This window comes from Mesorhizobium sp. B2-5-4, assembly GCF_006441095.1.
Classification (GTDB): Bacteria; Pseudomonadota; Alphaproteobacteria; order Rhizobiales; family Rhizobiaceae; genus Mesorhizobium; species Mesorhizobium salmacidum.
This window is the reverse complement of record NZ_VFUR01000007.1, coordinates 167714-194070: the sequence shown is the minus strand read 5'-3', so window position 1 is coordinate 194070 and position 26357 is coordinate 167714. Positions and strand designations below refer to the sequence as shown.

Annotated in this window: 24 protein-coding genes, 1 tRNA gene and 4 pseudogenes; 11 read left to right on the top strand and 18 right to left on the bottom strand. The window is 59.8% G+C overall.

The window, feature by feature from the left end:
• Positions 1–34: 34 nt before the first annotated feature.
• The gene (locus FJ492_RS11500; protein WP_140769978.1) at positions 35–934 is read right to left on the bottom strand and encodes a LysR family transcriptional regulator; all 900 of its coding nucleotides are present in this window, start codon (positions 932–934) and stop codon (positions 35–37) included.
• A 113-nt stretch (positions 935–1047) separates the two neighbouring features.
• On the opposite strand from FJ492_RS11500, the gene FJ492_RS11495 reads away from it, so the two are divergent.
• The gene (locus FJ492_RS11495) at positions 1048–1935 is read left to right on the top strand and encodes an NmrA/HSCARG family protein (protein ID WP_140506146.1); all 888 of its coding nucleotides are present in this window, start codon (positions 1048–1050) and stop codon (positions 1933–1935) included.
• A gap of 1 nt (position 1936) precedes the next feature.
• Here the strand turns inward: FJ492_RS11495 and FJ492_RS11490 are convergent, their stop codons facing one another.
• Positions 1937–3457, bottom strand: a complete 1521-nt coding sequence (locus FJ492_RS11490) for a phosphomannomutase/phosphoglucomutase (protein WP_140769912.1) — start codon at positions 3455–3457, stop codon at positions 1937–1939.
• 199 nt (positions 3458–3656) lie between these two features.
• Here FJ492_RS11490 and FJ492_RS11485 point away from each other — a divergent pair.
• Positions 3657–3733 (top strand) — tRNA-Pro (locus FJ492_RS11485).
• A gap of 264 nt (positions 3734–3997) precedes the next feature.
• Here FJ492_RS11485 and FJ492_RS11480 read toward each other — a convergent pair.
• Positions 3998–4387, bottom strand: coding sequence for a VOC family protein (locus FJ492_RS11480; RefSeq protein ID WP_140717005.1), 390 nt, complete (start codon positions 4385–4387; stop codon positions 3998–4000).
• Positions 4388–4747: 360 nt separating this feature from the next.
• Between FJ492_RS11480 and FJ492_RS11475 the strand changes: the two genes are divergently transcribed.
• Positions 4748–4960 carry a hypothetical protein gene (locus tag FJ492_RS11475; protein ID WP_140746848.1) on the top strand — a complete coding sequence of 71 codons (213 nt, stop codon included), beginning with the start codon at positions 4748–4750 and terminating at the stop codon, positions 4958–4960.
• A gap of 49 nt (positions 4961–5009) precedes the next feature.
• Here FJ492_RS11475 and FJ492_RS29575 read toward each other — a convergent pair.
• Both FJ492_RS29575 and FJ492_RS11465 read right to left on the bottom strand, forming a co-directional pair.
• Positions 5010–5204, bottom strand: a pseudogene (locus FJ492_RS29575) (SDR family NAD(P)-dependent oxidoreductase); the annotation flags it as partial.
• Between the two features lie 33 nt (positions 5205–5237).
• A complete protein-coding gene (locus FJ492_RS11465; protein ID WP_140746851.1) occupies positions 5238–5633 on the bottom strand; it encodes a cupin domain-containing protein in 396 nt (131 codons plus the stop codon).
• Between the two features lie 450 nt (positions 5634–6083).
• On the opposite strand from FJ492_RS11465, the gene FJ492_RS29205 reads away from it, so the two are divergent.
• Positions 6084–6479, top strand: coding sequence for a hypothetical protein (locus FJ492_RS29205; protein ID WP_246676005.1), 396 nt, complete (start codon positions 6084–6086; stop codon positions 6477–6479).
• Positions 6480–6876: 397 nt separating this feature from the next.
• Positions 6877–7437, top strand: a complete 561-nt coding sequence (locus FJ492_RS11455) for an EF-hand domain-containing protein (protein ID WP_140746854.1) — start codon at positions 6877–6879, stop codon at positions 7435–7437.
• A gap of 312 nt (positions 7438–7749) precedes the next feature.
• Here FJ492_RS11455 and FJ492_RS11450 read toward each other — a convergent pair whose 3' ends face one another.
• The 3 genes from FJ492_RS11450 to FJ492_RS11440 form a co-directional block, all read right to left on the bottom strand.
• On the bottom strand, positions 7750–8016 hold the full coding sequence (locus FJ492_RS11450; protein WP_140746857.1) for a hypothetical protein: 267 nt from the start codon (positions 8014–8016) through the stop codon (positions 7750–7752).
• Between the two features lie 534 nt (positions 8017–8550).
• Complete coding sequence (locus FJ492_RS11445) at positions 8551–9027, bottom strand: hypothetical protein (protein WP_140769910.1); 477 nt, start codon at positions 9025–9027, stop codon at positions 8551–8553.
• 9 nt (positions 9028–9036) lie between these two features.
• The gene (locus tag FJ492_RS11440) at positions 9037–9519 is read right to left on the bottom strand and encodes a YidB family protein (protein ID WP_140746860.1); all 483 of its coding nucleotides are present in this window, start codon (positions 9517–9519) and stop codon (positions 9037–9039) included.
• Between the two features lie 612 nt (positions 9520–10131).
• On the opposite strand from FJ492_RS11440, the pseudogene FJ492_RS11435 reads away from it, so the two are divergent.
• Positions 10132–10584, top strand: a pseudogene (locus FJ492_RS11435) (MucR family transcriptional regulator); the annotation flags it as partial.
• 481 nt (positions 10585–11065) lie between these two features.
• Here the strand turns inward: FJ492_RS11435 and FJ492_RS11430 are convergent.
• The 7 genes from FJ492_RS11430 to FJ492_RS28720 form a co-directional block, all read right to left on the bottom strand.
• Entirely contained in the window at positions 11066–11299 is a 234-nt protein-coding gene (locus FJ492_RS11430; protein ID WP_140769907.1) for a hypothetical protein, read from the bottom strand.
• Position 11300: 1 nt separating this feature from the next.
• Complete coding sequence (locus FJ492_RS11425) at positions 11301–12050, bottom strand: thermonuclease family protein (protein WP_246676004.1); 750 nt, start codon at positions 12048–12050, stop codon at positions 11301–11303.
• A gap of 794 nt (positions 12051–12844) precedes the next feature.
• A complete protein-coding gene (locus FJ492_RS11420; RefSeq protein ID WP_140746869.1) occupies positions 12845–13468 on the bottom strand; it encodes a hypothetical protein in 624 nt (207 codons plus the stop codon).
• 17 nt (positions 13469–13485) lie between these two features.
• Positions 13486–14520, bottom strand: coding sequence for a hypothetical protein (locus FJ492_RS28735; RefSeq protein ID WP_181166636.1), 1035 nt, complete (start codon positions 14518–14520; stop codon positions 13486–13488).
• 65 nt (positions 14521–14585) lie between these two features.
• The gene (locus tag FJ492_RS28730) at positions 14586–15338 is read right to left on the bottom strand and encodes a hypothetical protein (protein WP_181165880.1); all 753 of its coding nucleotides are present in this window, start codon (positions 15336–15338) and stop codon (positions 14586–14588) included.
• 32 nt (positions 15339–15370) lie between these two features.
• The gene (locus FJ492_RS28725) at positions 15371–16594 is read right to left on the bottom strand and encodes a hypothetical protein (protein ID WP_181166635.1); all 1224 of its coding nucleotides are present in this window, start codon (positions 16592–16594) and stop codon (positions 15371–15373) included.
• Positions 16595–16680: 86 nt separating this feature from the next.
• Positions 16681–16980: a type IV toxin-antitoxin system AbiEi family antitoxin domain-containing protein gene (locus FJ492_RS28720; RefSeq protein ID WP_281406443.1), complete on the bottom strand. Its 300-nt coding sequence runs from the start codon at positions 16978–16980 to the stop codon at positions 16681–16683.
• Positions 16981–17422: 442 nt separating this feature from the next.
• On the opposite strand from FJ492_RS28720, the gene FJ492_RS11410 reads away from it, so the two are divergent.
• Together FJ492_RS11410 and FJ492_RS11405 are read left to right on the top strand one after the other, a co-directional pair.
• Complete coding sequence (locus tag FJ492_RS11410) at positions 17423–18670, top strand: diguanylate cyclase (protein ID WP_140747196.1); 1248 nt, start codon at positions 17423–17425, stop codon at positions 18668–18670.
• Between the two features lie 918 nt (positions 18671–19588).
• Positions 19589–20167, top strand: a complete 579-nt coding sequence (locus FJ492_RS11405; protein WP_246676002.1) for a DUF6101 family protein — start codon at positions 19589–19591, stop codon at positions 20165–20167.
• Positions 20168–20383: 216 nt separating this feature from the next.
• On the opposite strand, the gene FJ492_RS11400 is transcribed toward FJ492_RS11405, so the two are convergent.
• From FJ492_RS11400 to FJ492_RS11385, 3 genes and pseudogenes are all read right to left on the bottom strand, one after another.
• The gene (locus tag FJ492_RS11400) at positions 20384–20602 is read right to left on the bottom strand and encodes a hypothetical protein (protein WP_140506154.1); all 219 of its coding nucleotides are present in this window, start codon (positions 20600–20602) and stop codon (positions 20384–20386) included.
• Positions 20603–20952: 350 nt separating this feature from the next.
• Positions 20953–21077, bottom strand: a pseudogene (locus FJ492_RS11390) (IS481 family transposase); the annotation flags it as partial.
• Positions 21078–21417: 340 nt separating this feature from the next.
• Positions 21418–24759 (bottom strand): DEAD/DEAH box helicase, encoded by a 3342-nt coding sequence (locus FJ492_RS11385; protein WP_181165882.1) that lies wholly within the window; start codon positions 24757–24759, stop codon positions 21418–21420.
• Positions 24760–24981: 222 nt separating this feature from the next.
• On the opposite strand from FJ492_RS11385, the gene FJ492_RS29570 reads away from it, so the two are divergent.
• From FJ492_RS29570 to FJ492_RS11370, 3 genes and pseudogenes are all read left to right on the top strand, one after another.
• A complete protein-coding gene (locus tag FJ492_RS29570) occupies positions 24982–25482 on the top strand; it encodes a Crp/Fnr family transcriptional regulator (protein WP_348641908.1) in 501 nt (166 codons plus the stop codon).
• Positions 25483–25501: 19 nt separating this feature from the next.
• Positions 25502–25738 (top strand): hypothetical protein, encoded by a 237-nt coding sequence (locus FJ492_RS11375; protein ID WP_140717001.1) that lies wholly within the window; start codon positions 25502–25504, stop codon positions 25736–25738.
• A gap of 510 nt (positions 25739–26248) precedes the next feature.
• A pseudogene (locus FJ492_RS11370) lies at positions 26249–26335 on the top strand (IS5/IS1182 family transposase); the annotation flags it as partial.
• Positions 26336–26357: the final 22 nt, after the last annotated feature.

Here is a 26357-nt window from a genome sequence, read left to right as displayed (position 1 = left end):
GAATTGAAGGTCGATTGAGTAGCACAGACGCCTTTTAAGCGGTATCAGCCCGATTGGAAATCCGCCCGGCCGCCAGTTCGATAAAGGCTTTTACCAAGGGCGAAAGGTGGCGGCTGCTCGGATAGAGGACATGCAGTCCGCCGGCCGGTGTCGTGTAATCCTCGAGAACGCGCTGCAGGCGCCTCTGATCGATCAGCCCTTCGGCCATCGCCTGGGGCAATTGGGCGATGCCGAAGCCCGCGAGCGCGGCCGCAACCACCGCCTGCATTTCATTGGCGGCGAAGCGCCCCGCGACCACGACCGTCTCCTGGCCTTGTGGTCCATCCAGCACCCAATGAGCAGCTGAGGCCGATGGGCCCGCGATGACGCATCGATGGCGCGCCAGATCCGCCGGACTTTCCGGTATTCCGTATCGTGTTAGATAGTCGGGGCTTGCGCAGAGCAGCCTGCGCGTGGCGCCGAGCTTGCGGGCGATCAGCGTCGAATCCTGAAGGGTGCCTGTGCGGAAGGCAAGGTCGATACCGTCCTCGACCAAGTTGAGCTTGTCGTCGGTGAGGCGAAGCTCGACGTTGGTCTTCGGATACAACGCCAGAAAGTCGACCACGGCGCGGATGAGGAAATAACTGCCAAAACCTACCGGGGCTGAAATGCGGATAGTGCCCGACGGTTCTGCCCTCGCCTCCACGAGACGCAGATTCGCTTCCTCTATAGTCCGCAGTCCCTGGCTGCTCTGCTCATAATAGGAGCGCCCGGCATCCGTCAGGTTGAGGCTGCGTGTCGTGCGCTGCAGCAGGCGCACGCCGACCTCGCGTTCTAGCGCGGCGACACGGCGGCTGACCGTCGTCTTGGGTATGGCGAGCAGGCGCGCGGCGGCGGTGAAGCTGCCGGCTTCGACGACGCGAGCAAACACGACGATATCATTGAGATCAATCATTGTGCTCACAAGTGGAACAAAGTTTTCCAATTATAGGCAATTATGCATCAATCGGACAGGGCTTAATTTTGCTCCGGACAAACAAGCCAGACAGAGAAGAAGGAGCAGACGAAATGACCAGCAAACGAAGCGTTCTTGTGACCGGCGCCACGGGCCAGCAAGGTGGCGCGGTTGCGCGTGCCCTGTTGGCTAGAGGCCATCACGTCAAGGGACTGACGCGTAAGCCAGACAGCGAGGGCGCGCGGCAACTGGCGTCGGCGGGCGCCGAGGTGGTGGCCGGCGATCTCGCTGACGCGGGCTCGGTCGTGAGCGCCGCAAAAGGCGTCGACACCATGTTCCTGATGGGCAACAGCTATGAAGCCGGCCTCGAGGAGGAGACCCGTCTGGGGATCCTTGCCGCCGATGCTGCGAAGGCCGCCGGCGTCGGACACCTGATCTATTCCTCCGTTGCCGACGCCGACAAGAATACAGGCATCCCGCATTTCGAAAGCAAATATCTGGTCGAGCGGTATATCGAGCAGCTCGGCATTCCCTATTCGATCAGCGCGCCGGTGGCCTTCATGGAGAATGCCGTCGCGCCGTGGTCGATCGGTGCGCTCAACCATGGCATCCATGCCTTCGCGATGCCGCCCAAGCGGGTGCTTCAACTGGTCGCCCTCGCGGATATCGGCGCTTTCGTGGCCGCTCTGGCCGAGCGGCGGGAGCGGGTGTTCGGCAAGCGCTTCAATTTCGCCGGCGACGAATTGTCGGGCGAAGAACAGGCCGCAATTCTGTCCGGCGCCATCGGCCACCCTATCCGCTATCAGGAAATACCGATCGCGGTTGCTCGTCAGCAAAGCGAGGACGCTGCGCTGATGTTCGAATGGTTCGACCGCGTCGGCTACGACGTCGATATCGCCACCTTGCACAGGGAATTTCCGGAGGTGCGCTGGCACGGCTTTGCCGACTGGGCGCGCGCGTTCGACTGGAGCGTTCTGACGACCAAAGCGCCAGAACGCTGAACTAGAAGGTCTGGTTGTAGGCGCCGACTTCCGGACTGCGGCGCAGCACGGCGTCGACGGCATCGAACATCTGCCGGCGACGCTCGGACGAGACCGGGCTTTCGACGACCACGACCAGTTCCGGCTTGTTCGACGAGGCGCGCACCAGACCCCAGGTGCCGTCCTCGGCGACGACGCGCACGCCGTTGACGGTGACGAGGTCCACGATCTTCTGGCCCGCGAAACTGGAGCCGTCCCGCTTCATCGCCTGGAAATCGGAGACCACCCGTTCGACGACGTCGTACTTCACCTCGTCCGCGCAGTGCGGAGACATGGTGGGCGTGCCGAAGGTCAGCGGCAGCGCACGGTAGAGATCGGCCATCGAACTGGCCGGGTTGCGGTCCAGCATCTGGCAGATGGCGATTGCCGTGACCAACCCGTCGTCATAGCCGCGCCCGATCGGCGGGTTGAAGAAGAAGTGGCCTGATTTTTCGAAGCCGGCGACCGCGCCGAGTTCGGCAACGCGGCGCTTGATGTAGGAATGGCCGGTCTTCCAGTAGTCGGTAACGGCGCCATTGGCGTGCAGCACCGTGTCGGTGTTGAACAATCCGGTAGACTTAACGTCGACGACAAAGGTCGAACCCGGATATTGGCTGGAAATGTCACGCGCCAGCATGACGCCGACCTTGTCGGCAAATATCTCGTTGCCTTCATTGTCGACGACACCGCAGCGATCACCGTCGCCATCGAAACCCAGCCCGACATCGGCCCCTGTCTCCAGCACCTTGTCCCGGATGGCATGCAGCATCCGCATGTCCTCCGGATTGGGATTGTAGCGCGGAAAGGTGTGATCGAGTTCGACATCGAGCGGGACCACTTCGCAGCCTATGCGCTGCAAGGCTTCCGGGGCAAAGGCGCCGGCAGTGCCGTTGCCGCAGGCGGCGACCACTTTGAGCTTTCGTGTGATGCGCTTGTCCCCGGTCAGGTCGTCGAGATAGGTGGCGCGAAAATCGCGGACAAAATCATAGGAGCCGCCGCCTGTAAGGTCGAAATCGCCGGCCAGCACGATCGCCTTCAGCGCGCTCATCTCCTCGGGCCCGAAGGTCAGCGGCCGCGCCGCTCCCATCTTGACACCGGTCCAGCCATTTTCGTTGTGCGAGGCGGTGACCATGGCCACCGACTGCGTCTCCAGTGCGAACTGCGCGAAATAGACCATCGGCGACAGCGCCAGGCCGATGTCCTTCACCCGTGCGCCGGCCGCCATCAGCCCGGAAACCAGCGCCAGCTTGATGCCAAGCGAATAGGAACGGAAATCATGTCCGGTGACGATATCAGGTCCGGCGCCGAGACGCCGGATCAGTGTGCCGAGCCCCATGCCAAGCGCCTGGACGCCGATCAGATTGAGTTCCGGCGGCACCGTCGAACCGGGATGGCCGAACCACCAGCGCGCATCATATTCCCGAAAGCCGGATGCCTTGATCAGCGCCGCGGTTTCGAATTCGAAGCTGTTGGGCCAGGCCTCGGCGACGATTTTTGGGGGCAAGACAGCAGAGCTCCAGGCGGCAAAAACACGATCTATCGAGGCAGCGGCTTAGCACACAAGGCTTTAAGCCGCGTTTATCCCGGATGGAAATCCGGGCTTTACGGCACTACCCGACGAAAGCGGACGAAATGCGACAGAAGGGCTGCCATTGCCGCTTGCAGGAACGAAGTGTGGCGGCTATAAGCCCGCGGTCTGGTCACGGAGTGTAGCGCAGCCTGGTAGCGCACCTCGTTCGGGACGAGGGGGTCGCAGGTTCAAATCCTGCCACTCCGACCAGAAAAAACAACGACTTAGGCATCCCGAAGATTGCCTACCCCACAGATATCCCCACAGAAACAGATGAGCATTTAGGCGCCTCGGCCCAACCTGCAGACGTACAAAGCGTTTTCTGAGCAACTACTCCGGGTGGGCCGCGCCCCGGATAGCCTTAGCAAGCTGAACGCAGCAGGAAGCCAGACACCTTTCTTCATCGGAACGAGACTGCCTGGCCAGCGGAGCGCCCGAAGGTCTATCCAGTCGCCGGAGGCGCGTTCGTTCAGCTCATACGGCGCCGGCCTCGTAAAGTTCGATCGGGAGTCCATCCGGATCGGCGATGAAGGTAAACAAGCGCCCCGTGTAGGGGTCTGTTCGGATTGGCTCCACGTCAACGTCTCGCGACCGAAGCAGTTCGGCAGTTGCCTCGACCGACGCGACCACGAATGCAATATGTCTTAATCCGCAGGCCTCGGGCCTGCTGGGCCGGCTCGGCGGATCCGGGAAACTGAACAACTCGATCTGGACGAGGCCATGACGCAAGTCGCACTTCCAAGACCGCCTTTCGGGGCGCCAGTTTTCGGCGAGGATGACGAAACCAAGCTTGCTCGTGTAGAACTGCTTGGACGTCTCATAGTCGCTGCAGATGATTGCGACATGGTGGACAGCCAGGAGCATCACATTGGCCTCGCGTAAGCGTCGATAAGGCGTCGCAGGCAGAATCTCATCCGCCTTGGGCGCAACTAAGCGCCGACACCGGCCTCGCCGGCTTGAGCGAAAGTACCCTCACCTTCGGTTGGGCCCCCGATCGTCCGACTTACGTCTTTGAAGCAAAAAAGTGGGGACGTAAACTGCGGCTCGCACTGGACTACGGGCACGGCCGGATAAGAACAGTGTGAGTGTGGCGAAGGTCGCAGCACGTTCAGAGGCCCTCGGGGCACCTAATAGCATCGTTCCCCTTGGAAGACGTCATCCCCCATGATGCAAATCCGCCTAAAGCAGATGCTGAACTAGTGAACCTTTTAGGAGGACGTTATCATGAGACCGCATTCGACTACTCGTCGTCCGATCACTTCGGAGCGCATCGGACGGGCTCTCGACCGCGTTGCCGAAATTATCGTCGCCCAAGGCGACCAAGGTGAGGCATTGCTTCCGCTATACGATTACCTGGAGGGCGCTATGCAGGATCTTCAGACGAAGGACAAACGCCTGGCGGCAGTGCGCGAGCGATTCAAACGGTCTAAGGGTTGAATGAGAGCGCGACCTTCGGCCTAGTAGCGGTCGTTAATGGTCGCCCCGAAGCTAATCCAGCTTGAGCATTCTTCACGTCACGGCCTACCGCCAGCCTGCGCGATCTCATCAGCGATCTGCTTCAGCCTGTAGACGCGCCGGCGCCTAGAACGACCTTCGCTCCCTGGCTGGCAAGCAGCCTGGCGGTGGCTTCGCCGATGCCGGACGATGCGCCAGTGAGAATGACGACTTTTTCTTTGATCATGGTCGGATCCTTTGGTTTTACCGGCGGGGCCAATCAGGCGCCGTATTGTTCGTCGGAGACCTTCTCCATCCAGTCGACGACCTTGCCGTCCTGGACTTCCTGCATTGCGAGGTGGGTCATTGCGGTCTGCGGCGCAGCGCCGTGCCAGTGCTTCTCGCCAGGCACAAACCAGACGACGTCTCCCGGCCGAGTCTCCTCGATCGGACCGCCCCAGCGCTGGACCCGTCCGACTCCCGACAGGACCACCAGGGTCTGTCCAAGTGGGTGCGTGTGCCAGGCGGTGCGGGCGCCCGGTTCAAATGTCACGTTGGCGCCTTGGACGCGCTCGGGGGCAGCCGGATTGAAAAGTGCATCGATCCGCACCGTCCCTGTGAACCAGTCGGTCGGACCCTTTGCCGAAGGCTTCGATCCCGCTCTGAAAATATCCATCGAACTTCTCCTCGGGTCGAGATATGTACGCCAGGACAAGTATTAGGATGCGAAGCTAACGACAAATCGGCCTTGTGCGCAGATATTCGCAGCGGCTTGGGGGGCTCGGTACAGGTCGCAGGCATCATGTTGGGGTGATGTCGTGCTGCCTGTGCCGGTCAGCCGCCGCTGCGCGATCAAAGGTGGGCCATTGAGCAAGCGTGCCAAGGTCAACGGCGGCCGGCTGGAGTTTATTCCGCCGCAGATCCCGACTCGGGTAGAGCTGCCGCCTGCGGATGAGGGATGGGTCCACGAGACCAATCTCGACGGCTATCGAACGCAGATCGTCATCGATAATGACGGCGTCCGCCTTTACAGCAAAAACGCCGTGACTGGACCAGGAAATACTGGCCCATCGCACTGGCCGTCGATCTACCGTGCCGGACTGCCATTCTCGACGGTGAGGTCATTGTGCCAGGCGAGCAGGGAGATCCCGATCGCCCTGTGCTCGAAAGCGCGATCTGGAACGAGCCGAGCCGGCTGGTGTTCGTCGCGTTCGATATCCTCCATCTCGACGGCCGCGATCTAGCCGCCTTTCCGCTGCTGCGGCGCAAGGAGGCGCTGTGGCAACTGGTTGAGCCTGGGCTCGGCAAGATCCAATACAGCGAGCATTTCGAGGGCAGTGCGCTTGCGATCTTCCGCTCCGCCGGGAGGATGGGACTCGAAGGCATCATCTCGAAGCGCGCTGACAGCCGCTACAGCAGCGGACCGTCAAGCACATGGTTACTGAGCGTCGACTACAGCATCCGGCGCAACCGCGACCTCAGCATCGGCACCAGTAATGTCCGCTTTGGCCGGCGGCCATAAAAAGCTTCCAGGAACCCCAGCCAAACTGGATGTCCTACGGATGATTTCGCCCCGGCCGGCTGGCATGAGGCCGCCAGCTGCCGATTCTGCAAGTCCACGAGGTGAGATTGTCGTTCGCATGAAGCTAACGCGTGGGCGCGTGCTGCCATTCTTCGAGAGCCTGCCACACTGCCCAGTCGGGGATCGAAGCCTGCAGCTCATTGCATTGTTGGGGGAGAATTGACTGCACGTGGCCATGGCGTGCGGCTGCTGTCGGAACAGTATGTTGAACCCATATTCCATGGTCGTGTAACTTCATCGTGACCCGATCTCCAGGGAGGAACAATCGGAATGAACTCCAAGTTGGGGGCCAGCCAATCAGCTTGAGGCAGACCACGACCAACCAATGGAGCATGTCATGAGATTTCCACGCTGCACGACCACCGCCGCCGCCGCTTTGATGTTCGCGGCCTTCCCTGCGCTCGCCCAGACGAACGGAACACCTGCACCAACCCCGGCGACCCAACAGCCCGGAGCTGGGCAACTGCCGGATGTGAACGGACAGGCCGGTGGGCCGACGCATGAAATGATTCGCCAGATGATTGAGGAAGCCGTCCAGGAGAGAATGCAACAGGATCGGAGCTCTAACGAAGGTAACAATCGGCAAGAGGAGGGTGACAACCGTCAAGAGGAAGCTTCCCGCCATCGAGACGGTTGGCAGCGGCACCGCAATGGCGGTCCAGCCGGTGAGCATGGAATGGTCGGAAATCATGGTCCTCGCATGATGCGCGGCACCGGGATGCGACTTGTACTCGCGCTTCTGGACACGGATGGTGACGGATCGCTGTCCGAGAACGAGGTCCAGGAGGCTGTCGGCCGGATCTTCTCTGCAATCGACCAGAACGGTGACGGGAAGATCGACATGGATGAAATCCAGTCCTTCTCGCATGGCTCTGGCGGTCGTGAAGAAATGCCGTGATTGGCTAGTGTCTTAGCTTGAAATCCGGCTAGTCAAAAAGCGGCTCGGAGTTCGGCGAACGCCACAGGCGCCCTTAGGCGCTTTGGGGAGAGGCAACACGGCCGTGGGCGCGTTCTCCCCCCGAGCCCGCTGCCGGTTCCCAATCGCCCATCCAGCGACCTAAGATCAAGTTGAGCGGGCATCGGGCCAGATGTCCTCACATGGATCCTTTCAACGCAGTCATCCGGTAAAGCAGCCGGATCGGGCGAGGCCCGGGCCAGCCGTCAGGACTCGCAGACACAGTCGGCCAGCCCGTCACCGACAAGCCTCCCCTCAAGAACTGCAGTCCGACTTCACCAGCAGCGCGCCGTGTTTCGCCCAAAGTTGCTCACATTGCTTCGCCCTCAAGCATGGCGCTCCCGCAACTCCATGAAAGATTATCGCAGAACGAACGTCGTAGCCCAATACCGACGCGTTTGCCAAAAAGTGAACTGCCTCTCCAAGACGGCGAAGTTCAAGGGAGGCTTCTTTCTTGTTCGCTGCGTCGAATACACCGAGGACCTGCACTTCATCATCACGTGAGGCCATGATGGCAGCCATGGCCTCGTCACTCATCACCCCCACGACTGTTCACGCGGTTGCTGCTGAAAAAACCCAGCGCTACCCAGTACGCTGATGCTCGATGCATGCCGGCAACGGTTTCTTCTTTCATCGTCGCTGGCTCTTGCCGCGAGCCAAATAGCGGCGGCCTTTGTCAGACCAATGAGGCACTCGCCTGCAAACTCGGCCGGTTCGTCGGTCGTAGTGTCGAATACCGCCCATGTGTCGCAGGGTTCCAGAACGGGTAAGAATTTCATATTAGTCTCCGCTAATTTTTCTCCCAACATTAGCGGAACCACTTTGTTCCTGGAGCTTCGATGCCGTGCTCACGCGTACCCGTCTCGACGGATGCCGGCAGCGAAGGGCCTCCCCAGCGAGCGGTCGCGTCCGGGGCCATGACTCTCAGCGTGGACAGCCAGGAGGCGTAGAACCGTTGACGTCGGGCTTTGATTGGACTGGCCTCTGGAGATCGATGCGATGCCCTACAAGCAGGACATGCAAGAAGCGCATCCAGCCGTGTCGTATACAGCTTGGTTAACAACCATCGGCCCTTAGCGATCTTACCATGCGAACGACAATCGGATCGTAGGGGAGCTTTTCGTCACGACTATAGGTGGCCGTAAACAATGCCGCGCGGCCGTCGCAGACTTTGACGGCCCGGACATACAGTATCTGACCGTCCTTCAGCCCAGAATAGCTGGCCCATTGCGGCGTCACTCGCTTATAGGTCAACCTCCAGCCGTCGTGCTCATTCATTGCCATGCGATGCTCTATCTCGGTGCGAAAACTCGCCTTGCCGAGTTGAGCCCCCCATACTGCGAGAAACGCTTTGTTTTTGCCCTCGAAGGCTGCCCCTTGGTCGGAGCGCTGGGTAAGTACAAACCCCGGGGGGACATCGAACACGAAGCCGAGATGTTTGATCCCGAAGCCCTGCCATCCCTGAGCACCGAGCAGCGACGTGGGCACCATGGTGACAATTAAACTCAGGAGAATATGGGGACCATATCTCATAGCCTGTTCCTATTGCTTCGGCGTCCCGCTCCCGGTCCGTGGCACGTCATCGAGCAGCGTCGGCTCGACCGAGTCGTTCGTTCGGTGATCTGCTGGCAGCTTGCCGTTTGGGGTCATCTGGTTAACGGCGTCCGGCAGATCCCTGGTGATCCTCGCAATGAGCTCTTCGCGCGAGAGGCCAGTCTGCGTTGAAAGTGCCTCCAGCGTCTGCGCGTCAATAGCCTTTTCCACCTCATGAGGCTCGATCGGCTCGTTCGGCCCGGTGCCAACCCAGGAGTCCACCTTCGGGCCAGCACCTGCATTTTTAAAACGGTCGAGAATATCGCCAAGCGCGGTGCCGGCAACGCCCCTGGACATCTGGTCGAGCATCCCCCCTTGCGGATTGTTTGGATCGCGCTCTCCCGCTCCACGGATCATCTGTGCGATCTTGTCGCGGTTTTGATAAGCCAAGACCCCCAGCATAGCGATCGCAAGTCTTCCAAGATTGGCCACTCGTTCCTCCTGTGGTCTCGAGCTTGGAGAAGCTCTCGGCCTGCCAAAAGTTCCGCAATTGGCCAGCAAACCTTAGGCAGAGCTTGGAAATCGACCGAGCTTGGCTTCGCAGTGCGTACACTGATAGGTCAGATCTCTGTCGAGCAGGCGACTTATAAGCTTGCTGCGGACGACGTCCGCTTTCAGGCAGTGCGACAGGATGCTGAGCGGCCGATGAGGCGCAACGCTGCCACTCACATTTGGATACCTCCGGACGTGCACTATGAGGAGGGCAAACGCGCCAGGAAGTCGATGCCTCCCAGCCCGAATCTAATATCCCACTTTGTTCATAAGCACCCGCAATTCGAGCTGAGGCGCGACCCAGAAGTTCGAAAGGCTTCCAGGTTCCCCAGCCAAACCGGATGCTGGGCAGGCAACTTCGCTTCACAAGCCTCGTTCGCTCTACGGTCGCTACTACTTCTGAAATAACATCAAAGGGTTGTCCGAAGTCCGTACGAATTCTGCGTCGGCTCCACTGCAGTTCGACAGACCATGCTTAGAAGGGCGGTTGCGTCGTTGATCATCAACCAATAGAGAGGGGACAAACCAGACAAAAAGGACCACCAATGACCAACGAATTCCGACACCCGCCCTGCCGAACTTGCTGAGTTAACAGCCGACATTGTCTCAGCATATGTCAGCAACAATCCATTGCCGGTGTCTGGCTTGCCGAACGTGATAGCATCGGTTCATGCTTCGCTGTCCGGACTTGGCACGCCGATCTCGCCTGTCGTTGAACCGCAAGTCCCCGCGGTCAACCCGAAGAGGTCTGTGACGCCGGACTTCATTATCTGCCTCGAAGACGGCAAGAAGTTTAAATCCCTGAAGCGGCATCTTAGCACGGACTTCGGCCTGACACCGGACGCCTATCGCGCCAAATGGAACTTGCCGCACGACTACCCTATGACAGCTCCGAATTACGCCGCTCAGCGCTCGCAACTGGCGAAGTCCATCGGGCTTGGCCGCAAGGCTGAACCCGTCGCACCAGCCAAGAAGGCACCTGCGAAGCGGAAAGCCAAAGCGTAGTCCGTAACCTGACGCAACGGAAAGGCTCAGCTATGTCTGGAGAGCGGCGGACCTGAAAAGGACCGTCTGGCCGGCGCCATTCGGGCAACCTCCCAGCGAGGGCGCCGGTCTTTTTCCTAGCGGGCGGCAAAAGATGATACTCGAGTTGGTCGGTCCGTCAATCTGCAGCGGTTCCGGTTTGGTGGTGACTCCAGTAGTCACTGCCTGCGGCTACCGCCAGCGAACACGTCACGGGCACCTATCGCGAGCGCCTGCTCACAATCATTTCAACGCGGCGGAAGTTAGGTGATGAAGATCAACCGCGAGGGCTTCGACGATCACCCTCTTTTGCTCGTCCGAGTATTTGAATTCGGGGGCGTGTTTTAGCGATTCCTTGCTGTCACGCAGCGTCCATCGAGCCGAACGGAACGACCTCCGCGCCACCTCTGTACAATTCCGGCCAGTCGATCGGCCCAAAGGTCGAGTGCTTCTCGCTTTTCTCTCATGTAATCGTAGCGCGCATATCGGGCTTCTTTCCGTCTGGAAGCATTGGCTCATACTTGGCCTTATGCGCCAAGGGATGTCCGACGAAGAGATACAGCTCCCAGACTTCCCGAATCCCGTTCTTGTTAGCCTTGTCGACATTCGTCGCCAGTTTTCTCAATTGGTCGGCCGGCAGATGCGGCGCGGCCGCATAAATTAATTTTTGCAAAGTGCGCCTTGAGAAGATCAGCATCCTAGCGGCGTGCCTTTCGCCATCCAGCTGCGCGCGCTTCGCCCTCGGTGCAGAACCATCGTTCGCCCTTGCTCGGCGTGACAACGGTTTCGTCGTAGTGCTCCTGGCCGGGCAGATGGTAGATGTGCTCGCCGGAATTCACGCTGATGTTGCCCTTTATGCTGCAGCCAGAGCCTAACAACCCGAAGCCGGTCGACGGAGTGCTGACTACCTCGACTTTGTCTGCATTGGCCGCTCGCCAATCCCAAGGCGCCTGAAACGTTCCGACCCATAGGCCGACCTTTGCCGCCGAGGCCTTCCCCTGCTGCTCTGCGTAAGCGCCGTGGCTGTAGCGGGGCCAGTCCAGTGCCTGGCCGTGCTCGACCATCCATGCGGCCACATTGGCGCCATCTGCTCGCCGGCAGTCACCAACAAAGCGATGGTAGCGGTCCCAACTTACGAACGTGCATTGCACTGGCTTGGACACCGCCAGGAAGGCGTCCAGCGCCTCGGCCGACCGGTGGCCGCAAGGATAGTCAAAGCCCTTGGCATCGCTGCAATACTGCCGGCTCTCGGGTGCGTCGATCCCGTTGAAGCGGATGCGCTGCCCATGCACTTCGATCGTGTCGCCATCGATGACCGACGCAACGCCGGCGATCGGCGCCGGCTTCGGTCCGACCAAGTTCGACAGGTTGACGTCGGGCATGTCGTCGCGATGCTGCATGACGAACTGGCCAACCAAGACCGCCGCTGCGGCGACCGTGACGAACACGAGCCGCTTCGGAACGCTGGCCAACAGGATTGCGCGACGCCGCCTCGCGCCAGTGCGCTTCCGCCACTGGTCAGACCGATTGTCGTGACGTGATCTGTCCACTTCCCCCAAGCTCCCAAGCGGAAGAATGCGTCCGTAACGACCAAGAGTCCAGAAGTGCCGTTTTGGCACGCCCGGAGTGGCATCCAAATTGCCTCTCTCAGATTTGCCAGCGTTGGGGCTGGTAATCGTACCGCACACAGCGTGGACGTGGGGTCGCTGGGTTGGGGCAGCGAGCCTTTTATCGCCCCAGTGCATTTTTTAGCTATCGCTAACGGAACGGCGTTTGCCCGTCGAGGAGAATGGCTCCATACTCAGCCCATAGCCGTTCGCATTCGTGTACCCTGAGGCTTGGCGTATCGTCTGTCCGTTAGTCGCTGACTTGGCGTTCGGTTCCGAACAGTTTTACGATGGGAATGGCACCCCGGCCGAATGTCTCATGCCGTCGCATGTTGTCTAAATCAATACCATCCTACATGATGGGCTTTTTGGTGGGTAAGTTGTGTAATTTATTCTAACATGTTGATTGCATTGATGATATGGCGGAGAGAGCGTCGGCCATAATTGTCACTAAACGTGATGAACCGTCTGGCCGCGAATTGGCACGGCGACCAAGGACTTTGCGGACCTGGAATCGGTGCTCTCAAAGCGCGATTTCCTTCGTGGCTTTCTGCAGCTCGACATTCATTTACCTCTCCCCCCCAACCCAAACTGGTTAGACAGCTCGGGTATCTATTTCCTGGGCTTCATGCTGGTCATTTGACGCCCGAGTAGCCTACCATTCGGCCGTCCTGGTCGAGATCGATAAACGCCCGTTTCCCCCTCCGGCCAACAGCCATGAAAACGAGACGATTTTGGTGAGCCTCAAGGAAGCGGAGCGCTTGGCCACTGTCATCGTAGTGAGTGATGTCATCCCCGTCTGTTTCTCGAAACCCATTTTCCTCCAAGAAGCGCTCGTTGAACTTGCCGACGGCAATTGTCTTCAGCCGTTTAGGTCGCTGAAGAAGGCCAACCACGATCCCGATTGCCACAAGAAGCGCGGTCACCACAAACGCGCCCAACAGCGCAAGCAGGAAGGGGCTGTCACGTTTGCCGTCGGTGACAAGCACAAGGACCCCGAACATCAGAAGGGTGGCTGCACACAGCCCCGCCGCGATTAGAAGGAGGCTTCCAAGAACGGTCAGGAAGATGGTTCCTAAAAACCCTCGATCATGTCCTCGGACGAGGCCCCGTCCGCCGACGAACGGGCAGATGGCCGCTGCCAGAAGCAGCGCGATCAATTCGACGTTCTTCTTCGTCTTCTTGTAGATGTCCCTACCGAACGCGGGTCCGAAGCCTGCGACCGCGGTTCCCCCACTCCCTGCCGCGACCAGCGCCAATTTTGAACGCCTCGAATTCACGCGATCTCCCCCTTGCGCCAAAATAAGCGACGCGAGGTGCGGATCCAAGAAAACACGAACCACAACGCGCCGACGAACCAACCTAGAACCGCAATCAAAATTGAAGCTACCAAATAGACGAGTTTTCCAAGCTTGATCGCGCCTTTGCCCAGCACTCTCAGGACGGCAGAGGTTTTCTCCCCCATGCGCGCCGACAGCGATCTGGCCCGGGACAGATCCTTTGCGTCATCGGCATATTCCAGTGCTCGGAACGTCGCCTTTATTCCTCCGTCCGACGCTATCCCGGCTGCGGAACTCGCCAACAAGCGGACTTCGTCGACCGCCTCTTTGCGAACAGCGCCCCTCAAGGCGTCCTTCGCCGCTGCGATGTCCATCGGCAACATTTCGGAGATCAGCTTTCTGAATCCCGAGAAGTCGCCCCTCGCGGCGCGTCTCCAGTCGATCTCGCCGAATGCCGTGCGAACGGCCGCTGCCGACGGAGCCTTGAACGATGGCAGGACGATCCGGGAAAGTCCTCGCTTCAAGCCTTCCACGTCGACCAGGCGAACGGATAGGTGCTGGTGATGCGTGAGATAGATCACCTGCCCGGCACTTGCCATCTCGCCAAATAATCTGAAGACCTCCTCAGATCGGAAATGGTCGAAGGTTTCCATTATGTCGTCGGCAATGAATGGGACGGAGGGTCGAAACTGCGCAAACTCGTAGTACCCGGCAAGCCTGAGCGCCAGGTAGAGCTGGAAACGTGCGCCCTTTGACAGTGCGTCGGCAACCTTGGACTTCCCGTCGCGCTGCAATGCAATGAGGACTTCGCCGCCTTTGACGGGTTGGGTCGCCAGCCCCGAATACTGGCCATGTGTGATGAGCGCGAAAGCATCAGACGCTCTTCCCATCATCCCGGAGCGATGACGCTCCCGGTATAGACGCAGCGCGTTTCCAGCCGACAGAAGGCCCAGTTTCAGCTCGATATAGCGGACGGCCTTTTCTTCGATTTCCAGAAGGACGGTGCGGCGTTCGGCATCTATTCGAGCCACAGCACTGTCGCCGCCAATAGCGTCCAGCTTGTCGGCCGCTCGTGTCTGCCGGATGAGCTGCAGTTTTATCGCTTCGTCAAGATCGCGAAGCCGCAGCTCGCTTCGCCCTTCTCGATTGCGAGGCCATCGAAATCGAGATCATCCAATATTGAACACGCCTGCGCGAATCCTTCCACCGCAAGCTCGGCCGACAACCGCTCTTCAGTTTCGGCGACTTCCGTGCGCAGACGATCCCTCTCCCGCAGCAGCTTGTCGCGTTCCACGACTTCGGACAGCGTAGTTACACCAAAGGCGCCCAGCACTTCGTTTTTGCGCCTTTCATGTGCCGCCATTTCGACATTGAGGGTGTCGCGTGCATCTTGCAGGCGCTCCAAATCATTGGAGAGGTTTTTTTTCATCTCGCTGGCGCGATCGGCGCGCTCCAGGCGTTCAGCAAGCCGTATGGCCAACTGCTCTGGTTCATCTTCGTTCGTCGGCTCGGCAGCTTCAGCTGCGGCAGCGGTGACCTCCACAATGAAATTGTCTGTGTCTGCCTCCATCTTCTCGATGCGGAGCTGCATGGCATCGCGCTCCTGAAGGCTTTTCGACAGTTCTGCCAACTGATCGAGTACGGTGCCGATGGCCGATGCCGAAATGCAGGTACCTTCGAGCGCTTCGGTGATGCCGGCCAGCCATTCTTCCTCACGCTTTTCCGCCACTTCCACAGCCCGTCGTCTGGCTGCCAGTTCCTCCTCCTTCGCGCTAATTGTTCGCAGTGCCTCTGCGCGCTCGGCATCCACCTTGGCTTGCCTGTCGAGGAAGAGTTCCGTGACGGCCATCACCGTCTCCAGGCTGTCGCTACGATCCGAGGTTATGCCGACGCTTTCCAGCGCGCGGACCAACTCCAAGCGTGTTTGGTGTTCTTCGTCGGCCGCCCGTGCAGCCTTCTTGCCTCGCTGCGGGCAAGCGCGTCGGTTCTGGCGGAAGCACGCTCCTCGATCAGATCGATCAGACGCTCGGGCAAGGATTCTAGGCAGTCTGCCATCAGCTCCCTTCCTGCTTCGCGAATTTCCGCGAGCACTGCTTCCCCGTCCAAGTCGAGTTGCGCAAGTTGGCCGTCCATCCGTGCGATCGCGGCCACTGTCTCAGCGAGGCTACGGACCGTTGTTCGGATCTCGGCGAGCTCCCGCGCATTGACCAGACGAAACGCTCCAACACTGTCATCCCGAGCCAATACTATCGCGAAGTCGTCCGCTGTTTCGCCAGTCAGGTCATCTCGATACCTTGCCCAGGCTTCGTCGCGAGCACGCCGGATGGTGGCGGCCGCTTCATCGTCTGTTATGTTTTCCGAGGCACGAAGGGTATCCAGCCGCGCCGTGAGCACATCTTGGGTGTCCTGGTGTTCGGCAAGACGTTCTGAAAGGACCGCCCTGCTCTTGCCAAGCTCTGTTATGCGCTTCTTCCATTGGCCGAGCTGACTGGCGCTTGGAACCGACATCCTGGCCAGCGCCCGTGCATCTCCGGACCAGGGATGCAAGCGAGCGAGCGCCGCCTCCCATCGTATTCCGCCCGCATCCTCCGCATCGTGTGCCGTTTTGATCTCCCGTAGGTGCCCACTTCCCCTCGCTTTCGACAGGGCTGAGCCCAGCCTTGCCCGGGCGGGCCCGGGCACGGCCCTTTCTTCGCCGACGCGCGCTCGTGCTGTCTGACGTGCATCAAGGGCGGCCGCAGCTTCGTCTCGGGCGCCGCGCACACCGGTAGCAATGCCGGATCGCTGTTCGATCATGTTGCGAACAACGCCAACAGTGGCAGCAGGCAAAAGCAGCGCAGCAGGGTTAGGCTCGGAGGACCTTCCCAATGCGGCAAGGCAACTCGCTACCGTGTTATCGAATATTTGCAGTTCCATCCTGCGATTGGGCAAGTCCAGGCCTGCCGAGACATAGCGCACCTTGCTTTCCGCCAGACCGCGAATGCGCTCGGAAACCGGAAGGATCGTTTCGTCCACGTCAACAGAGGTGATTTTCGTCGTCAGACGCTCGACCTCGTCGATGTTCCCGGACAGCCGCGTTCTCAGGCTGGCATCGTCATCGATCAAGCCGGCGACATTGCCTGTCCAGGTCCGTGATGGTGAAGGGATTTCGGGTAACTCAGCCAGTTGGGCTGCCTTGCGGCGGATATCCGTCAGGATCGGAAATGCGCGAAGGTACTTCTCTCGGCGACACTGCGGTCATATTTTTCCGTGGCCTCAACACGTTCGGCCTCCAGGGCCTCGTATGTCGACGCCAATGTGTCGATCGCGTCCTTCCCGGCCTTCAGTGTCGCTTCCTGATCTGCTGCGCGATAGGCTCCATATCCGACCTTGATGAGCAGGCCCTCGTTGCACATCCGGGCTAGGTAGCAACGGGGAATACCGATGTTCGTGAGGTCGCGCGTTCGCACCACCTCTTGTTCTTGGGCGAGCGCGACTGCCCGTTGCCTCAGCGATAATCTTGGGCCGCCCGCTAGCCGGATCCGCTCCGCGCGCTCGCGATCCCGCTTGCGAATCTTAGGGGAAGGTTCGGGCGTAGTTTTGAGAGGGATCGGCAGCTCATAGTTCGCAGTTTAGTGCGGCCCGGGGAGCCATAGCGATCCAAACCTACGAACGCCGTGCCCCGCCCTATGCACCCCAGGCTTGCCTCTGATGCGATGAGGTGTTGCGAAGCACAGTGCGTGAACCGTACCCGCTGGTGGTCTGAGCGTTGCCAAAAGGCTGGCGATCCAAGACTCCTGACTCTCAGAAATTGATTCTGCCAGCGAAATCCTTGCGCCTTGCAATCAAATCTTCAGAAAGATTCGGCAGGCTTGCCCATCGTCCCGACGAGGGAATGCCCCGGATGAATGTCCAGGAGAAAGCAGCCTAGGCCTATCGACTGTGTCCGACCTGATGCACATCGACGGGCAGGAAGACCCTGCCTTAACCGCTGAAGTTGACCGACTTCTGGCGCGCCGCACGCGCGATATCCGCCTCAAGGGCGAGATCGAACAGCTATTTCGAGCACGAATCTGGTCGCAAACGGCGAAGATCATCCGCGCCTGGATGATCTGGGTAGCTTTGCTGGATGTGCTGACCCTGGCGCTTAACATGCTGATCCTGCCAGAGCCGGTCGCGCTGTCCATGCTGCTGCCAGGCGCCATCATTCCACCGGTCGCGACGGCCACCGTTTTTGTCTGGCGAAGACCGCGGGCGCCTTGGTTTCAAGGCGCTTCGCTGATCGCAGGCATGTTCTTGATCTTGCTCTCAGTCGCATTGGTCGGCGTCAGCGCGGGTGGCGAGTTTTACGAGCGGCATTTGAACATCATGCTGTTCGTAGGCATAACAGCCATCATCATCTTCGGCATCCCTCTCGCCTGGACCGTGACCATGGCCGCACTGGCGCTCGGTCTCTATCTCGTTTTCCAACTCCGGAACCCGGCTATTGAGTTTGGTAGTGCGGTCGCGGCGACGCTGTTTTTTGCGAGCGGGATCTTCGCAACGGTCGCCGCTCGGCGCATCATGACAATTCTCGCTCAAAAGACGTTCCTTTTTGAGCTTCGCGATCGGCGCAGAGTTGCCGAATTGGCGAAAGCGAATGATCGACTGTTACTCCTGGCGAGAACCGATCCGCTCACCGGCATTGCTAACCGGCGCTGGATGACGGAAACGCTCAACAACTTATGGGGAAGCGGCAACGGTCGCCCTGACGGTTTCGCCATGCTGATGTGCGACATCGACCACTTCAAGAACCTGAATGATCACCTCGGACACGCCGAGGGCGATCGCTGTCTGGTTGAGGTGGCCAAGATCATCCAAGACAATGTCAGGCGTGATCAGGACCAGGTGGCCCGCTACGGCGGCGAAGAGTTCCTCGTGCTCCTGCCCGAGGTGAACGAGGAAAAAGCCATCTTCGTAGCTGAGCGAATTCGTCAGGGCGTCGAGGCTGCCGCTCTTCGCAACCCTGGATCTCCGGTGTCGCGCCGCGTTACCGTCAGCATCGGAGTAGCCGTTCAGAGTGCCAGCGAGGCTGCCCCGCCCGAGGAGCTACAGCGTCAAGCGGATGCAGCACTCTATCTAGCGAAGGAAACTGGTCGCAACCGGGTGATGCTGCACGGCTCGGACCCAGTCGTGCGCAGAAGTGTCCGATCGAGACGATAACGCCGTAAGCGGCCGGGTCTTCGGCTGGCGCTCGCCAAATCAGCATCGAGTACCGGAGCTGTGCCGCTAGCATATACAGCATCCTCGAACTCTCCGGTGCCAGGGTCCCCTTTCCGGGCTGAGTGCGACCACGCCCGCCGCGTTTGCCGACAGCTTCTCAGCAAGCAAAGCATGTTCTGGACTTCTACGGCTTCTCCCGTTGTGACACCCACCTTGAGTTATCTGGAAACTCTGAACCACAAATAAGCAAGCAAGGCCGGCTTCTCTGCGGCTGCGGCGAACAATGAGGTTCGCGGATATCCCGGCGAACATCCGCATTGGAGCGGTCAATATCGTCGGCAAAAGAGCGTCCGAAAAGGGCTGTCGGCGGCCCCGTCGCGGGAACGAAAAAAGAAGAGATGCAGAACTTTCGTGTGCGATTTTTGCACACAGCGTCGCGCAACTGGCTGATATTGCTTGTCTATCTGTCCCATCCATCATAGGTCAGACAACGGTTTGAAGAAATCAAAGTCGATCCCGCGGTTCGCAGCCGCCCCTAGGCTGGATCTTCAGGAAGGCAGATGTCGCTGGCGCGAAGCTCTTTGCTGCACTGGGGGCCAGCAAGCCTCGTTTTCATCCACGCGGTAGTCGAATCGCATAGCTCGGCCGATGGCCTTTTCTCCAAGGTACCAGCAAATTGACGTAAATTAGTAATCGCTAATACAGAATGCACTGCTATTTTATGCGGCAGTAGGACATGTGCTGAGAATTCGAGCCGGGTAGATCCGGTACGACCTCAATAAAGGGGTAGAGATTGCGAAGGCACGCAGCTGTTGCTGGACGCAAGCCGAAGACGGCGGCACCGCAGAGGATTGGGCTCCACTCGGGGCATTGCTTGCGTGCTTTGCTTCAGGCCCGTTCTTTCTCCAGGTGCCAATGATGGACGATGGTAAGCGGGCTCATACTGAACCGGAGACGAGTTCCTGGACCGGCCGCAACAGGCGTCTCGACCCATCGCGCCTGCCGGAGATGGTGAGCTATACCACGCGCGACAACTATGGCGAGGTGACCTTCACCCTCAACCAACGTGGTGTGGTGGTCCGCCGCACGCAGGATTCAAGCAGCGTGCCGGCAATCATTGCCCTTCCCGCCAAGACTTTCCGCGGCGTGGCCGCCTGCGCGATGGAGGATCCGGATGAAAAATTCACAGCGGAGCTCAAGCTTCTGCAGAATGATCCGATGCTGACGGTGCCGCTGCTGGTGTCCGACGACCTCGAACTTGTTGCCGCCGACTGGCGTGCCTGGGCCGAGGCCTACCGACTGCCGATGCTTCTGCTTGGCGCCGACGGCATTGCCCGAACGCTTGAGGAAACGCTCGGTTCGAACGTCAACCCGCTCTCACCCCAGCGACCGAAATATCGGCCGCGTCTCGACCAAGCGCCCAGGCTTTCCAAGGTTGGCCTGATGAACAAACTGACGTCTCTAGAGCATATCGGCCGATTGGTGGATCGGAAGTGATGTGACGCGTGTCTCGTGTTCATTTGGTCTGCAGGGTCGATCCTCCCACTGCGTTGGTCGCTGGGGAGCCTCGCCAGGCGCGGCTAGGTAGGGTCCGCTAGTTACGAATCTGATCGATGAGGATCCATCTGAGACGGCAGGGCTGCCGAAATGAAGCTCGCCGCCAAGCATTGAGGCAAGAGAGCGTCGGCGCCGTAAGGTTCGCCCATAGCTGCGTCACCCCATTGCAAGAAAGCATTGGTGACGGTGGCGAAGAGAGCAGAACTGCTGCAGCAGGATGGAGACGGCAAACAGCACGACCACCGGGCAATGCTGGAAAAGTGAGCGCCCGCCGGCACGTAGCGGCCGTTCGATCAGGTCAAAGGGCTGCACGAGTAGCCCTTTGACTAGGCAGCGGAGGCCGACGGCGTTCAGCGCATCGAGATGATCGAGCACCGTCGTTGCGCCACGTTCCCGAACCTCCACAGAGCGGCGGCGCACAGCAGCAGTAGGTTGGCTGTGGCTTTGGCACCGGCCGCCCCTAGGGAAGTGCCGGGCGATTTTGGCCAGCAAAGATACGGTGGAAGACCCACAGAATTGCTGGGCAAACCAGGAGCATGACGGCGCCGAAGTCGAGCGCCGCGCTCGCGGAGCCGAGCGACGTGGAAAGCTTTCCGCCGATCGCGGACCCAACCGGGCTTTCAGCATAGAAAGCCGTTTAGAATATTCCCATTCCGATCGCCCGCGTCTTCGGCTCGAGCGCGCGCGCAGGCAGGCTCGTAATGGCGTCGGCAGGCAGCCCGCAGCTGGAGGCAGCGGTGCCATGAAAACCGTGTCAGATGCGGGATCGTGGCTGCAGAGCATAGAGGCAGTCGTCGAGCGGCAGCGGCGTGTAGCCCCGGAAGGCGACGCTGACGGCCTCCTCGTCGATGACGGCCCTTCAGCAGGAGCAAAACCTTGAGCGAACTGCCCGCGCGCCGGACGCGCGCTCGCCAGGATTTCATTTGCCTGGAAGGTCGACCTTACAGAAGAGCGCGTCCTGCTTTTCAGGGCGGGAACATAGTTTGCGGCAGTAAGTTGGAAGGCCATCGGAGACAACAGGCACGCAGCTGATGGGCGTCCACATCAATCACTTCCTGAAGGATATCCTCATCGAGGTCGCTGAAATGCTTCCGGTTGTGACTCAAAGGGAAAGAACGCCAACTGACGAACTGCCCGTCGCAGCGCCGAACTTTCCCCATGATCTGGAACCGGTGATCCAAGCGAACCCATCACGCACTGGGCCGGCTGGACCTGGCCGCACGCAAGGCTCCAACTAGGGAGCGGACGGCATCGACGCCTGAGCCGCGGGGCGGGATCGACGGCCTGAAAATCAGCCGGCCGTTGCGGAACTCGAAGCTCTGTGCGTTTTTAAAGCGCCATTCGGATGCCACCGTTTTCTTGCGGAAGGTGATTGCGATGGCTTCGGGTCCCACGTCGACTTTGCTGATGCCCAGTTCCGCCGCGCCTATGCGCAACCTGGTCAGTTCCAGTAAATCCGCTGCTGGACCGGGCATATCTCCAAAGCGGTCCTCGAGCTCTTCGCCGAACGCGTCGAGATCCGTCTCGGAAGTCATGTGAGACAGCCTCGCATAAAGGCCAACGCGCACTGTGGGCTCGTTGACGTAGCTTGCGGGAAAGGCCCCATTTGCGGCGCCTTTGATATCGGCAAGATGCTTGTCTGGATCGGCCCCTCCCCCAGCCAGCGAGACCGCCCGCTCCAGCAGATGCTGATAAAGCCCCGCTCCGATCAGCTTCATGTGCCCGGCTTGATCTTCGCCGAAGAGGTCTCCTGCCCCGCGCAGGTCGAGGTCTCTTTGACTGATCGCCAGGCCGGAGCCAAGCCGATCGAGCGCAATCATGGTCGAAAGTCGAGCTCTTGTGCCTTCGGCCAGCTCGACGCTAGGCTCGGTAAGAAGAAAGGCAATAGCCTGCGCCGCTCCCCTTCCGACCCGGCCGCGAAGCTGGTGCAATTGTGCCAGACCGAACCTGTCCGCCCGCCAGATCAGGATGGTGTTGGCCCGCGGTACGTCGAGGCCGCTCTCGATGATGTCGGTGCTCAAAAGGATGTCGCCTTCACCGTCAGCGAATCCGACCATGATTTCGTCCAACCGTGTCCCTTTCATTTCTCCATGGGCCGTCACAACCGCGAGTTCCGGCACCAATCTGTTTAGCTGCTCGCCAACCGGGTCGATGTCCTCGATGCGTGGAACCACCAGGAAGCTCTGTCCGCCGCGGCGAAATTCGCGCAAAAGGGCGGCTCTAACCGAAGCTGGATCGAAGGGCTCCAGAATCGTGCGGACGGGACGCCTTTTGGCAGGCGGAGAGTTGAGGACGCTGACTTCCTGGATGCCTGACATCGCTGATTGCAGCGTGCGCGGTATCGGCGTGGCGCTCATGCTCAGCGTATGAAGGCGGGGCGCCATGTTCCGCAGCGCCTGCTTCAGCTTGACACCGAACCGGTGCTCCTCGTCGATCACCAGCAGTCCCAGATTGGCGAAGGTGACGCTCTTGGCCGCCAGGGCTTGCGTACCCACAACCACCGCGACCCGACCGCTCCGCAGCCGCTCTTTGACCGTTCTCGCCTCCGCCCCGCCAACCATTCTCGAGAGGTGGGCGACATCGAGGCCTGTCCCGGCAAACCGGCGGCTGAACGTCTCATAATGCTGGCGTGCCAACACGGTTGTCGGGGCTATGACCGCAACCTGCTTCCCGCACAGGGCAGCGGCAGCGCAGGCACGCAGGGCCACCTCTGTCTTGCCGAAGCCGACGTCGCCGCAGACAAGCCGGTTCATTGTTCTCCCTGACGAGAGGTCGTCGAGCACATCGCGAATGGCGGCGGCCTGGTCGGGAGTCTCGGTATAGGGAAACTTCGCCGCAAACCGGGCGAGATCCGCGCGCGAGCATTTCATGATCTCGGCAGGCTGGCTGGACCTGGCTTTGGCAAGGCCCGTCAAGCGCTTGGCAAGCCTGTCGATGTCGCGCAGCGCAGCCTTGCGTCGGCTGAGCCACCCGTCGCTGTTCAAGCGATCGAGCGACACGGCATCGGGTTCCGAGCCGTAGCGCCAAATCCGCCCAAATTCATCGACCGGAACCAGCAACGACGCCCCCCCATGATATTCCAGCCTGACGACATCCTGTGGCTGGCCGGCCAAGTCGACCTGTTCGACCGCCACCAGAATGGCCAGGCCATGATCCTCATGGACGACGACGTCGCCAATGCGCAACTCGGGGTCGAGCATACTGGTGGCGGCGCCGCCGTTTGCCTTCAAAGCCCGGCCAAAAAGATCGGTCGCAGCCACCAGCGCGATACGGGATTGCTCGTCGACAAACCCTTCGTCGACAATGAATTCGGCCTTGAGAAGAGAGCCCCTTGCGGCCGAACGGATTTGCGGCCAGTCCTCCGCCTCCCCCATTCGCCGGCCAAGCCTCCGATCGAGCAGACGATCCGCTCGCTGCAGTTCAGAGGCTTCGCCGGCGAACACCACAGTGACACCCGACCTCGTCTGCCTTTCCACAAACTCGGCGAACTGATCTCGGGATCGCGCCCGCCGAACGAATTTGGGAACTCGGGTGGCCGAGACGGTAGGACTCGTGCGGCGGCGTTTACGAACCGCGACATCCCATTCCTCGCGCGACAGGTAAAACTGTTCAGGCAATGGTGTTGCGGGTTCGGCAACCTCTTGCCTGGCACGACGTGCATCTTCGATCAGATCCAGGAAGCGGTCGAGCGGCGGGCCTTCGAGCCCTTCTGGCAAGGAGATTGAGGCGCCGGATGCCACATCGAAGACCGACGGCATACTGCCATACAACGCGATCAGGCGTTCTTCCATCGGTGTCGTTCGCATTGGTGCCAACTCGGAATGATCAGCTGTTGCGAACATCAGCTCGGATGCCGGTCCAACAGTGATCGACTCTCGCGAATGTTCGCTAAGCTGGGTGACGGGATCGTAGATCTTGAGTTCTCGGATGCAGCTATCTGGACCGAGGACAAGACGGACCGGGTGATCGGCGCCAGCAGGGAAGATATCCATCAGGTCGCCCCGAAAGGCTATCTCGCCGGGTTCGTCCACCCTCTCGTCGACGGCGTATCCCACCGCCTCGGCTTTCGTTCGGAAGTCGTGCGGGTCGAACATTTGTCCGAGTTCCAGAATTGTGAAGCCCCAAGCAATGACTGGTGCGGGCGGCACCCGCTGGAGAGCGGTCTCGATCGACAGAACCACGACGCGCGGGCGTTTGGGCTCGCCTGCGATCTCATGCAGCGCGCGAAGCCTCCGCCCCATATTGGCGCGTGTCGGCCATACCCTGTCGTAGGGCAGGCAGTCCCAGGAGGGCAGGAAGATGATGTCTGCGCCTGGCAGAAACTGACGCAAAGCTCCAGCGATCTCTTCGGCACTGCGTTCCGAGGCGGATATATGGATAATATGCTTGTTCGGACCGTCCTCCAGCGAGTCGGCCAGCGCCGCCGCAATTGCCGCAGAAGGCGAGACGCCCTGTTCTCTCGCGACCTCCCTGTCGTTTGAGGGATGATCGAGTTGTTCGATAATTTCAGTCCTCGAAATAGGTCTGTTCACTGAGATCTCACCTTGCCAACGGTGGGGAACGTCAAGGGGGCGACCCCGTTCCTCTGGCGCGGATTAAAGTGTGGCAGGCAGTGGCAGGGCGTGCGGTTTATCGAGCGGCGATGCCAATACGCATCGCCTGCCGGAACGTGCGTAAAGCTGGGCGGTGTCCGGCAGGGGTAATATCCTCTCGAAGTCGCCTGCCCGGCTTCATGCATTCGAACAGAGCCGTTGATGCCGCGCGACGCTCGCGGTTCCGAACTGTCACCGCCAGCCGGAACTTTTGGCGTGAATAAAAGTTCGGTAGCGCCGGCCCGAGTGGGCTTCATGCGACACGACGCTCTGCGCAGCATTTGCGACCAACACCCCCGCATCGCCACGGCCTTCTGGCGGTCGACGCTAATCGACGCCGCAATATACAGGGAGTGGGTCACCAATGTGCGGAGACGGGAGGCTTATACCCGCATGGCTCACATTTTATGCGAACTGATATGTCGCATGCGATCGGTGGGGCGCATTGAGGATCACGTTGCGGATATTCCCATAACTCAGGCCGCACTTGGCGATGCATTGGGTTTGTCAACGGTCCATGTCAACCGAATGCTTCAGGAACTACGACGTGAAGGCCTCATCGCCACCACAGGATCGAGAGTGCATGCTCGCGACTGGGCCGGCCTCAAGCGGGCAGGAGATTTCGACACAACCTACCTGCACCAAAAGAACCCCGCAGATTAGTGGTGACGGGAACTCTTCGATGGCACGATTTTTCTTTGACAGCGGTGATCGCGATCTGGTCTTGCAGGATGAGATAGGTGTGGAGTGCGCTGGTATCGAAGAGGTGCGCCGTGTCGGATTCGAGGGCCTCGTCGACCTCTCGAGAGACGAACTGAAAAGCATCGACGGGCAGCAATTGTTTGTCGAGGTGCGTGATGAGAATGGGGAAAAAGTCCTGCGACTAAGTCTATCACTTGATATCAAAATGATGAGATGAATTCGTACGGTTTTCACGCCGGCGGCTGCGCCCTTGCGACGGCATCCGGTTGCTCCCGAAAATCTCTGCAACAGGAACGTGGCAACGGCGCCACGAACAAAGTTGCTTTAGTTTGCCGCCTGCCGGATCAGGCCCTGCCCACAAGCTAACCATGCCCATCGGACGGGAAGCCGGGAAGATGGTTCGGGCTTGATCACGGAGTAGATCGGCGCAAGTGGGCGGGCGCTTTAATCTATGTAAGTGCATCAAAGTCGGTGAGCGATTAATTGGGTCTATGCTTCGCACGCAGGACTTGTCAGCTCACGGGGCCCTATATCAGCTTGGAGCAAGACATGACAATCGCTTCCTGGACCTTCATCTCGCCAGATCAGACCAACAAGAAAGAGGTTCCGTCGGTGGAGGATCCGTCTAATGGCTGAGCACCGTCGCAAGCTCAACGCGTCAGGTCCGGGCCTTCCGGAGCAGATACAGCCCTCTACCTGTCCTGGCGGCTTATCATTAGCAGGTGTCCGCCGCGTCGCAACACGATACGACAAGTTGCTCGCCAACTTCATGGGCTTTGTCAAACTTGCCGCTATCGCTATCTCGCTCAGGTAATTAATCGTCACGCCCTAGAGAA

Bases quoted from the DNA above. Each gene is read 5' to 3' on its own strand.
- FJ492_RS11500 (WP_140769978.1), bottom strand. From the start codon at position 934: ATGATTGATCTCAATGATATCGTCGTGTTTGCTCGCGTCGTCGAAGCC.
- FJ492_RS11495 (WP_140506146.1), top strand. From the start codon at position 1,048: ATGACCAGCAAACGAAGCGTTCTTGTGACCGGCGCCACGGGCCAGCAA.
- FJ492_RS11480 (WP_140717005.1), bottom strand. From the start codon at position 4,387: ATGCTCCTGGCTGTCCACCATGTCGCAATCATCTGCAGCGACTATGAG.
- FJ492_RS11475 (WP_140746848.1), top strand. From the start codon at position 4,748: ATGAGACCGCATTCGACTACTCGTCGTCCGATCACTTCGGAGCGCATC.
- FJ492_RS11465 (WP_140746851.1), bottom strand. From the start codon at position 5,633: ATGGATATTTTCAGAGCGGGATCGAAGCCTTCGGCAAAGGGTCCGACC.
- FJ492_RS11455 (WP_140746854.1), top strand. From the start codon at position 6,877: ATGAGATTTCCACGCTGCACGACCACCGCCGCCGCCGCTTTGATGTTC.
- FJ492_RS11450 (WP_140746857.1), bottom strand. From the start codon at position 8,016: ATGGCTGCCATCATGGCCTCACGTGATGATGAAGTGCAGGTCCTCGGT.
- FJ492_RS11445 (WP_140769910.1), bottom strand. From the start codon at position 9,027: ATGAGATATGGTCCCCATATTCTCCTGAGTTTAATTGTCACCATGGTG.
- FJ492_RS11430 (WP_140769907.1), bottom strand. From the start codon at position 11,299: ATGCTGATCTTCTCAAGGCGCACTTTGCAAAAATTAATTTATGCGGCC.
- FJ492_RS28730 (WP_181165880.1), bottom strand. From the start codon at position 15,338: ATGGCCGTCACGGAACTCTTCCTCGACAGGCAAGCCAAGGTGGATGCC.
- FJ492_RS11410 (WP_140747196.1), top strand. From the start codon at position 17,423: ATGCACATCGACGGGCAGGAAGACCCTGCCTTAACCGCTGAAGTTGAC.
- FJ492_RS11405 (WP_246676002.1), top strand. From the start codon at position 19,589: ATGGACGATGGTAAGCGGGCTCATACTGAACCGGAGACGAGTTCCTGG.
- FJ492_RS29570 (WP_348641908.1), top strand. From the start codon at position 24,982: ATGCCGCGCGACGCTCGCGGTTCCGAACTGTCACCGCCAGCCGGAACT.
- FJ492_RS11375 (WP_140717001.1), top strand. From the start codon at position 25,502: ATGGCACGATTTTTCTTTGACAGCGGTGATCGCGATCTGGTCTTGCAG.